General features: G+C 73.7%; 8 protein-coding genes. 4 read left to right on the top strand and 4 right to left on the bottom strand.

The genetic code is table 11. The features are described 5' to 3' along the window. Positions 1 to 716, bottom strand: a 716-nt coding sequence (locus tag GT045_RS12050; RefSeq protein WP_161334149.1) for a lytic polysaccharide monooxygenase, incomplete at its 3' end; no start/stop codon positions are given. A 450-nt stretch (positions 717 to 1166) separates the two neighbouring features. Here GT045_RS12050 and GT045_RS12045 point away from each other — a divergent pair. Both GT045_RS12045 and GT045_RS12040 read left to right on the top strand, forming a co-directional pair. Further along, entirely contained in the window at positions 1167 to 1814 is a 648-nt protein-coding gene (locus tag GT045_RS12045) for a ScbR family autoregulator-binding transcription factor (RefSeq protein ID WP_161298693.1), read from the top strand. A gap of 22 nt (positions 1815 to 1836) precedes the next feature. Beyond that, complete coding sequence (locus tag GT045_RS12040; RefSeq protein WP_161334148.1) at positions 1837 to 3036, top strand: damage-control phosphatase ARMT1 family protein; 1200 nt, start codon at positions 1837 to 1839, stop codon at positions 3034 to 3036. On the opposite strand, the gene GT045_RS12035 is transcribed toward GT045_RS12040, so the two are convergent. Together GT045_RS12035 and GT045_RS12030 are read right to left on the bottom strand one after the other, a co-directional pair. Further along, a complete protein-coding gene (locus GT045_RS12035; protein ID WP_161334147.1) occupies positions 3013 to 4278 on the bottom strand; it encodes a cytochrome P450 in 1266 nt (421 codons plus the stop codon). The genes GT045_RS12040 and GT045_RS12035 overlap by 24 nt on opposite strands. Continuing rightward, positions 4275 to 5066, bottom strand: a complete 792-nt coding sequence (locus tag GT045_RS12030) for an alpha/beta hydrolase (RefSeq protein ID WP_161334146.1) — start codon at positions 5064 to 5066, stop codon at positions 4275 to 4277. The genes GT045_RS12035 and GT045_RS12030 overlap by 4 nt, the downstream gene beginning before the upstream one ends. A 154-nt stretch (positions 5067 to 5220) precedes the next feature. Here GT045_RS12030 and cyc2 point away from each other — a divergent pair, with 154 nt between their 5' ends. Then, positions 5221 to 7500 (top strand): germacradienol/geosmin synthase Cyc2, encoded by a 2280-nt coding sequence (cyc2, locus tag GT045_RS12025; protein WP_161334145.1) that lies wholly within the window; start codon positions 5221 to 5223, stop codon positions 7498 to 7500. Between the two features lie 36 nt (positions 7501 to 7536). On the opposite strand, the gene GT045_RS12020 is transcribed toward cyc2, so the two are convergent. Beyond that, positions 7537 to 8259: a hypothetical protein gene (locus GT045_RS12020; RefSeq protein ID WP_161334144.1), complete on the bottom strand. Its 723-nt coding sequence runs from the start codon at positions 8257 to 8259 to the stop codon at positions 7537 to 7539. A gap of 93 nt (positions 8260 to 8352) precedes the next feature. Between GT045_RS12020 and GT045_RS12015 the strand changes: the two genes are divergently transcribed. Next, on the top strand, positions 8353 to 8747 hold a 395-nt coding region (locus GT045_RS12015; protein ID WP_161334143.1), incomplete at its 3' end, for a LysR family transcriptional regulator.

Raw genomic sequence — 8747 nt, 5'->3', positions numbered from 1 at the left:
GTCCGCGTGGGCCGCGGACGCGGTGCCGCCGGTGTCGCCGCCGGCCGCGCGGACCGCGCGACGCCGGCGGCCTCGCCGTGCTCCGGGAAGACCACGTCGGAACACGAGTAGTACGTGTCCGGCGTGCTGCTGTTCTGCCACACCGTGTACAGCACCTGACGCCCCGTCCGGTCCGCGGGCAGCGTCACCTCCATCCGGTACGCCCCGTCGCGCAGCGGCGGGTCCGTGATCCGGGCGAAGGGCCGCTCGGGCAGGTCGGACCAGGTCAGCGGGCGCGACGGGTCGTACCCCTGCTCGGTGAGGTACAGCCGGAACGTGCCCGTGTGCGCGATGGTCGACGCATAGGCCAGCGACAGCCGGCCGCCCGGCGCCAGCCGGGTCGCCGGCCAGTCCCGGCGGGCCAGGTCCAGGCCCCGGTACGCCGGCAGGTTCCCGCTGCACAGCCTGCCGTCCGGGATCACCTGCCGGTCACGGCCGTCCACCCCGGCCACCCGCAGGTCGTCCCAGGCCGTGAACGGAGCGCCGTTCGCCGCGATCGCGGCCCGGCACGCCGCCGACCGGGCGGCGCCGCCTCCGGGCGAGCAGGCGTAGACCCTGCTGACCGGGTCCGTCGGGGCCCCGTGCGCCCGGGCGGGTTCCGCCGCCCAGGTCAGGAGCAGGAGCGGCGCCGCCGCGGCGGCCACCCTGACGCTCAGGCGGGCTGTCATCCGAGTCATCCGGGACGTCTCCTCGGCGGGCGGCGGGAACGGGATCTGCGGCGTCCAGTACGGCGCGGGGACGCCCCCTGTTCAGCCGGTCGTCCGCCCGGACCGGCGCACCCGGTCACGGGGGCGCGAAAACACCGACCGGTCCAGCCGTTTCGCGCCCGTTTCCACGCCCCGCCGGAAGCCGGCCGCGCACCTCGAGCCGTGACGGTTCCGGGGCCGGCCCGCGCCGCCCCGGGGCCGCGGACCGCCGGTCGGCGGTGACTGCGGACACCGACGTGATCTCGGCCGTTGCGAGGGAACCGCACTTCGGGCGACACCTCCGGCCACCCACTGACACGTGTCGAGTAGGCGGCGGGGACGCACTGGACTCCCGCTGCCGTTCCGTGAGTTATCGTATGCGGGGGGTTAGAAACAAACCGCATGTCCCGTTCTTTTGAGGTGGGAGGAAGGGGTCCCAGGATGGCGAGGCAGTTACGCGCTGAACAGACCCGCGCCACGATCATCACGGCCGCCGCCGACCTGTTCGACCAGCGCGGCTACGAATCCACCAGTCTCAGCGACATCGTGGCACACGCGAAGGTCACCAAGGGCGCCCTGTACTTCCACTTCGCCGCCAAGGAGGACCTGGCCCACGCCATCCTGGAACTGCAGGCCAGAGCCGCCCGGCAGCTCGTGGCCGACGTCGAGAGCCGCGGCTGCTCCTCCCTGGAGGCGCTGATGCGCACCACGTTCGGCATCGCCCGGCTGGCCGTCGCGGATCCCGTGCCGCGTGCCGGACTCCGCCTCGCCACCGCGGACATCGCCGTACGGCCGCCGCTGCGCCATCCGTTCACCGAGTGGCTCGACTTCGCGACCCGGAAGTTCAGCGGAGCCGTCCGGGAGGCCGATCTGCACGGTGACGTCGACGTCGGTGTCGTCGCCCACTCCCTGGTCTGCTTCTTCATCGGCACCCGGGTGGCCGGCCGCTCGCTGGAACCGGTCGGACGGCTGCCGCGCAGGGTCGCCGAGATGTGGCACCTCGTGATCCGCGGCCTCGTCCCGGTGCACCGGCGCCCCCGCTACGTCACCCTCGCCACGCAGCTGGAGCGGGAGATCCGTACCGCCTGACGCCCGCGATACGGTGACGGACATGTCCGACTCCCCGTCCGCCCCCGTGATCGTCGGCGACGAACCCGGCTCGTTCCCGCACAGTGTGCTGGCCGAGCGGCACCCCGCGATCATCCGTCAGGTCCGCGACGCCTTCCCGTACGGCCCCGGGCAGCACCGGGCGCTGGACGAGCTGCTCCGAAGCTGCACCGAGGGCACGGTCGAGCCGCTGCCCGCCGACGCCCCGGACCGCGACCGGTGGCACGCCTGGGGGCTGGCCGAGTACACCGGCCGGTCCTGGTACGACGTGCCCTGGCTGTGGTCGGAGAGCTACTTCTACCGCCGGCTGCTGCAGGCCGTCGGCTGGTTCGGCCCGGGGCCCTGGCAGGGCGTCGACCCCTTCCGCCCCGCCAAGCGCGCCGAACTCGACGCCCCGCAGACCGACGAGGAACTCGCCGCCCTGGACGATCTGCGTGACCTGCCGGAACAGGAGCGGGCGCAGGCCCTGCTGCACGGCTCGCTCTGGGGCAACCGCGCCGACCTCGGCTTCCGGCTCTCCGCCGCGGGCGCCGAGGCCGGGGAACCCGCCCCCGCGCTGGTCGCCGACGACAGCGCCGCCCTGTGGTCGCTGCTCCCGCCCGCGCAAGCGGGCACGCTCGTGCTCGTCGCCGACAACGCGGGCCGCGAACTCGTCCCCGACCTCCTCCTGATCGCCCACCTCCTTTCCGCGGGCCGTACCGCGCGGGCGGTCCTGCACATCAAGCCGTACCCCTACTACGTCTCCGACGCCACCACCGCCGACGTCGCCGACGCCCTGCGCCGGCTGCGCGGGGCGTCGGGCGCCGCCGCCGAGTACGCGCGCGTGCTCTGGTCGGCCATGGCCGACGGCCGGCTCACCGTCCGCGCGCACCCCTTCTCGTGCGCCCCGCTGCCGTACGCCGACATGCCGGACGACCTGCGGGCCGAGTTCGCGGCGGCCACCCTGACCCTCGTCAAGGGCGACCTCAACTACCGCCGCCTGGTGGGCGACCGGCGCTGGCCGCCCACCACGCCCTTCCGGGAGGCGACCGCGTACTTCCCCGGCCCCGTCGCCGCGCTGCGTACCCTCAAGTCCGAGGTGATCACCGGCCTGTCCGCCGCCACCGAGGCCGCGCTGGTCGCCGCCGAGGGGCAGCGCTGGCGGACGAGCGGCACGCACGCGCTCATCCAGGCCGACACCTCAGACCGGCCTGACCCGCAGTGACTTGACGCCGTTGATGAAGTTCGACACCAGCCGCCCGGCCGGACCCGCGAGGCGCGGCGGCCCGGGCAGCGCGCACAGCACCTCCTCGTACAGCAGCCGCAGTTGCAGCCGGGCGAAGTGCGCGCCGAGACAGACGTGCGGGCCGTCCCCGAACGAGACGTGCGGGTTGGGGGAGCGGGTGAGGTCGAGCCGCTCCGGGCTCGCGAAGACCCGCTCGTCGCGGTTGGCCGAGGCGTGGAACACCACGACCTTGTCGCCCGCCCGGATCCGGCGGCCCGCCAGCTCGGTGTCCCGTACGGCCGTCCGGCGGAAGGTCAGCACCGGCGGATGCCAGCGCAGCAGTTCGTCGACGGCCGTGGCCGGGACCGCCTTCCCGGCGCGCAGCGCCTCGTACGCCCCGGGGTGTTCCGCCAGCGCCAGCAGCCCGCCCGGGGCCGCGCCGCGCACGGTGTCGTTGCCCGCCACGGTGAGCAGGAAGAAGAACATCTCCAGTTCACCGTCGCCGAGTTCGGCGTCGTGGGCGAGCGTCGTCATGATGTCGTCGGCGGGGTACCGGCGCTTGAAGCCGGCCAGCTGTCCCGCGTAGTCGAACATGTCCCGCAGCATCGCCGGCGACCGCGGATCGACCGGCCGTCCCGTCCCGTCCAGCACCCGGGGACCGGCCTCGTCCGGGTCCTGGTACCCGATGACCCGCCGCGTCCAGTGCAGCAGCAGCCGCCGGTCGTGTTCCGGGACGCCCAGCAGGCCCGCCAGGTTCAGCAGGGCGTACTCGTCGGTGACCGCGGCCACCAGGTCGACCGTCCCGTCCCCGGCCCGTGCCTGCGCCAGCGCCCGTTCGAGGAGCGTGCGCGCCCGTTCCCGGGCGACGGCCGCGAACCGTTCGACGCGCCCCGGTGTGAAGGCGCGGCTCACCGTCCGACGCAGCCGCCCGTGCCCCGGCGGATCCTGGTTGAGCATCATGCGCCGGATGAACGGCAGGTCCGCCGGATCGGGGTCACGGATCTGGGTCGCCCCGGCGTACGAGGAGTACGTCCCCGAGTCCTTCAGCACGCGCACCACGTCCGCGTGCCGGGTCACCGCCCAGAACCCCGGGCCGGCCGGCCAGCCCAGCACCTCCGGCTCCTCCTGCCAGGCCACCGGATGGTGGTCGCGCAGCACCCGGTAGTCGGCGTAGGGCACTTCGGTGGCGTACCGGCGCGGATCGAAGACGTCCGGCACCGGCGGTGCCGCGTGCGCGCTCACGCCGGCCCGCCCCCGTGCGCGTCGTCCGCGCGCAGGAAGTCCTCGACGGTACGGATCAGGTCCAGCGGGGTCTCGTCCATCGCGTAGTGCCCGGCGCCGGGCAGCACGGCGAGCTGCGCGCGCGGGTACCAGGACATCCAGGTCAGCCGCATCACCTCGGCCGACAGCGCCGGGTCGAGCGCGCCCGCCACGGCCAGCGCGGGCACCTCGCTGCCCGCGACGTCGGCGCTGAAGTCGTCACCCGCCCACGAGTCGAGCCACGTCCGGAACGCCTTCGCGTCACTGCGCTCCAGCGAGGCGGCGACCATCCGGTCCAGCCAGGCGGCGGGCCGGCCGCCCCCGGTGGTGAGATCGATGATCGCGCGCCGGTTCTCCGCCCGGTGCGCCGCGTCCGCGAACAGCACCGCCTGCTCACCGGCGAGCGGCATGCCCGACGCGGGCACCGGCGAGACACCCGCGATCCGGCGCAGCCGGTGCGGGGCGACGGCGAGCAGCCGCTGGGCCACCGCGCCGCCCATCGAGTGCCCGATCACCGAGAACCGCTCCCAGCCGAGCCGGTCGGCCAGCTCCACCAGGTCCCCGGCGGCCTCGGCCGTGGTGAACGAGCCCGGGGCGTCCCGGGCCTCGCCGTAACCGCGCAGGTCGACCAGCGCGTAGCTGAAGCGGGTGCGGTCGAGGTCCGGCAGGACGGCCGCGTAGGCGGACCGGTCGGCGAACCAGCCGTGCACGGCGAACACCTTGTGCGGGCCGTCGCCGTGCACCTCATGGGGCAGCACGAAGGAGGTCATGCCGCTTACCGTGACCCGCGCGCGCGGGTACGGCAAGAGCGCCAACGCCACAACCGCGCACCGGAGTTCCACGTTTCGAGAAGGGTTCACGCGATGGTGTGATCATGTGCTGCCGGGCGGATGGGGGTCCGGGGGCACGGGTAGGGCCCCCGCCATGACGCAGCCGTTCGAACTCCCGCACTTCTACATGCCGTATCCCGCGCGGCTCAATCCCCACCTCGACGAGGCCCGTGCCCACTCGACGCGGTGGGCACGCGAGATGGGCATGCTGGAAGGTTCCGGGATCTGGGAGCAGACCGACCTGGAGGCGCACGACTACGGACTCCTGTGCGCCTACACCCACCCCGACTGCGACGCCTCCGCCCTGTCGCTGATCACCGACTGGTACGTGTGGGTGTTCTTCTTCGACGACCACTTCCTGGACATGTTCAAGCGCACCCCGGACCGCGCCGCCGGCAAGGCCCACCTGGACCGCCTGCCGCTGTTCATGCCGCTCGACCTGTCGGCCCCCGTGCCGGAGCCGCGCAATCCCGTCGAGGCGGGCCTGAAGGACCTGTGGACGCGTACCGTGCCGTCGATGTCCGTGGACTGGCGCCGCCGGTTCTCCGTCGCCACGGAGCACCTGCTCAACGAGTCGATGTGGGAGCTGTCCAACATCAACGAGGGCCGGATCGCCAACCCCGTCGAGTACATCGAGATGCGCCGGAAGGTGGGCGGCGCCCCCTGGTCGGCCGGGCTCGTGGAGTACGCGACCGCCGAGGTGCCGACGGCCGTCGCCGGCACCCGGCCGCTGCGCGTCCTGATGGAGACGTTCGCCGACGCCGTCCACCTGCGCAACGACCTGTTCTCCTACCAGCGCGAGGTCGAGGACGAGGGCGAGAACAGCAACGGCGTGCTGGTCCTGGAGAAGTTCTTCGGCTGCACCACCCAGGAGGCCGCCGACACCGTCAACGACGTCCTCACCTCCCGGCTGCACCAGTTCGAGCACACCGCGCTCACCGAGGTCCCCGCCGTCGCCCTGGAACAGGGACTGCGGCCGGACGAGGTCGCCGCCGTCGCCGCCTACACCAAGGGACTCCAGGACTGGCAGTCCGGCGGCCACGAGTGGCACATGCGCTCCAGCCGCTACATGAACGAGGGCGCCCGCTCCGGTTCGCCCTGGCAGCTCCCGAGCGGCCCCGGCACGTCCGCCGCCCATGTCGGCGCCCTGCTCGCCGGGGCGGCCCGGGACCGGCTGCGCGCCCACTCCCACGTGCCCTACCAGCAGGTCGGACCGTCCCGCATCCCCGATCTGTACATGCCGTACGAGCTTCAGCTCAGCCCGCACGTCGACCGGTCCCGGCGCCGCCTGGTCGAGTGGTGCCACGAGATGGGCATCCTCCAGGAGGGCGTCTGGGACGAGGACAAGCTCGCCGCCTGCGATCTCGCGTTGTGCTCCGCCGGCCTGGACCCGGACGCCACCCCCGAGGCCCTCGATCTCAGCGCCCAGTGGCTCGCCTTCGGCACCTACGGCGACGACTACTACCCGCTGGTCTACGGCCACCGGCGGGACCTGGCCGCCGCCCGGCTGACCACCGCCCGGCTCTCCCGGTGCATGCCGGTGGACGGCGAGCCGGCTCCGGCTCCCGGCAACGCCATGGAGCGGGCGCTGACCGACCTGTGGGCCCGCACCACGCGCGGGATGACGGCCGGCCAGCGCCGCTCCTTCAAGGGGGCCGTGGACAAGATGACCGAGAGCTGGGTCTGGGAGGTCGCCAACCAGCTCCACCACCGCGTCCCCGACCCGGTCGACTACCTGGAGATGCGGCGCTCCACCTTCGGCTCGGACCTCACCCTGAGCCTGTGCCGGATGGGCCACGGCCCGGCGATCCCGCCCGAGGTGTACGCCAGCGGCCCGGTGCGCTCCCTGGAGAACGCCGCCATCGACTACGCCTGCCTGCTCAACGACGTCTTCTCCTACCAGAAGGAGATCGAGTACGAGGGCGAGGTCCACAACGCCGTCCTCGTCGTGCAGAACTTCTTCGGCGTGGACTACCCGGCCGCGCTGCACGTCGTGCACGACCTGATGACACAGCGCATGGAACAGTTCGAGCACGTCATCGCCCACGAACTCCCCGTGCTCTACGAGGACTTCGCACTGTCGGCCGAGGCGCGCGCGATCATGGACGCCTACGTGCTCGACCTGCAGAACTGGCTGTCCGGAATCCTCAACTGGCACCGGGAGGTCGACCGCTACAAGGCCGAGTGGCTCGGTCGCCGCACCCACGGCTTCCTGCCGGACCACCCGCCCGCCGTACCGCTCCCGTCGCCCGCCGCCACGCCCGCCGTGCCCGCCGTGCCGGCCGCGGCGCCTGCCGTACCGCCCGCCGTACCGGCCACGGTGCCTGCCGTACCGCCCGCGGTGCCCGGCGTGCCGGCGCTGACACGCGGCTGACGCCTTCCGGCCCTCGCGCGCAGGGAACCGGACGCGTCAGGCCGGACGGGTCTGCCGGGACGCCGCGTGGTCGGCCGCGGCTCGAGCCAGGGCCCGGACCATCGGGTGCGGGTGCGAGCCGTCGCCGGCCAGCTCCGGCTGGAACAGCGAGGCCAGGAAGAAGGGATGGCCGGGCAGCTCGGCCATCCGGACGTGCCCGTCCTCGTCGTGTCCGGAGAATCGCAGTCCATGGGCGCGCAGCGTGTCGAGATGGCGGGAGGGGCCGTACGCGCAGAAGTACCGCTCGACCGTGCGGGCCGCGCCGATCACGGACGCGGCCAGCGACTCCGGCGCGACCGTCACGGCGGCCTCGTGCCCCACCAGCGAACAGGCCAGCGGCTCGATGAGCGGGTCCTCGGCGCCGGGGTCGTTCTCGGCGTGTGCCACCCCCGTCAGCCCGCAGACGTTCCGGGCGTACTCCAGCAGCGTGTGCTGGAAGCCGCCGCACGTGCCCAGGAACGGGATGCCCTCCTCACGCGCGGTGCGGACCGCCGCGAGAACGCCCGCCTCGCTGCGGTACGGGCTGCCCGGCAGCACCCACACGGCGTCGAAGCCGCGCACCGCGCCCTCCGCCTCCGCGTCCCGCGAGGAGATCCAGTACGCGTCCAGGACCAGCCGGTCGCGCGCGGCCAGGGCGTCGAGCAGGACCGGGACGCGGGTGTGCGAGACGACGTGGGGGGAGCGGTCGCCGACGAGGGCGAGCGTGGCGGTGTTCGTCATGGACACCATCCTCAGCGGGGCGGGCGGTTCACGTCCAACGATGGATTCTGCACGGTCGATAAGCGCTGCTGATGGAGTGGGATGCTGGGCGGCATGGACCCGCACCTCCTCCGCACGTACGTCACCGTGGCCCGCCTCGCCTCCTTCTCGGAGGCCGCGCGCGAGCTGGGCTACACCCAGTCCGCGGTCTCCCAGCACATCGCCGCCCTCGAAGGGGACCTGGGCGCACCGCTGCTGACCCGCAGACCGGTCGTACCCACCCTGGCCGGTGAGCGGCTGCTGGAGCACGCGGGCCCGCTGCTGCTGCGCCTCGACGCCGCCCGCGCGGACGTCCTGCGCATCGCCGCCGCGCCCCGGTACGGCCTCACCCTCGCCGCCACCGCGACCGCGCTCGGCCCCGCCGTCCTCGGCGCGCTGCCCCCGGCCGGCGTCACCCTGCGCGTCCTGCCCCGCACCGGGATCCCCGCCGCCGTCGCCACGGGCACCGC

This window comes from Streptomyces sp. SID486, from assembly GCF_009865385.1.
Lineage (GTDB): Bacteria > Actinomycetota > Actinomycetes > Streptomycetales > Streptomycetaceae > Streptomyces.
The sequence above is the reverse complement of the archived record's forward strand: the minus strand, read 5'-3'. Positions and strand labels throughout refer to the sequence as shown.

What these genes read in the sequence shown, in the direction of transcription:
- GT045_RS12045 (WP_161298693.1), top strand. Translation starts at nt 1,167, where the DNA reads ATGGCGAGGCAGTTACGCGCTGAACAGACCCGCGCCACGATCATCACG.
- GT045_RS12040 (WP_161334148.1), top strand. Translation starts at nt 1,837, where the DNA reads ATGTCCGACTCCCCGTCCGCCCCCGTGATCGTCGGCGACGAACCCGGC.
- GT045_RS12030 (WP_161334146.1), bottom strand. Translation starts at nt 5,066, where the DNA reads ATGACCTCCTTCGTGCTGCCCCATGAGGTGCACGGCGACGGCCCGCAC.
- cyc2 (WP_161334145.1), top strand. Translation starts at nt 5,221, where the DNA reads ATGACGCAGCCGTTCGAACTCCCGCACTTCTACATGCCGTATCCCGCG.
- GT045_RS12020 (WP_161334144.1), bottom strand. Translation starts at nt 8,259, where the DNA reads ATGACGAACACCGCCACGCTCGCCCTCGTCGGCGACCGCTCCCCCCAC.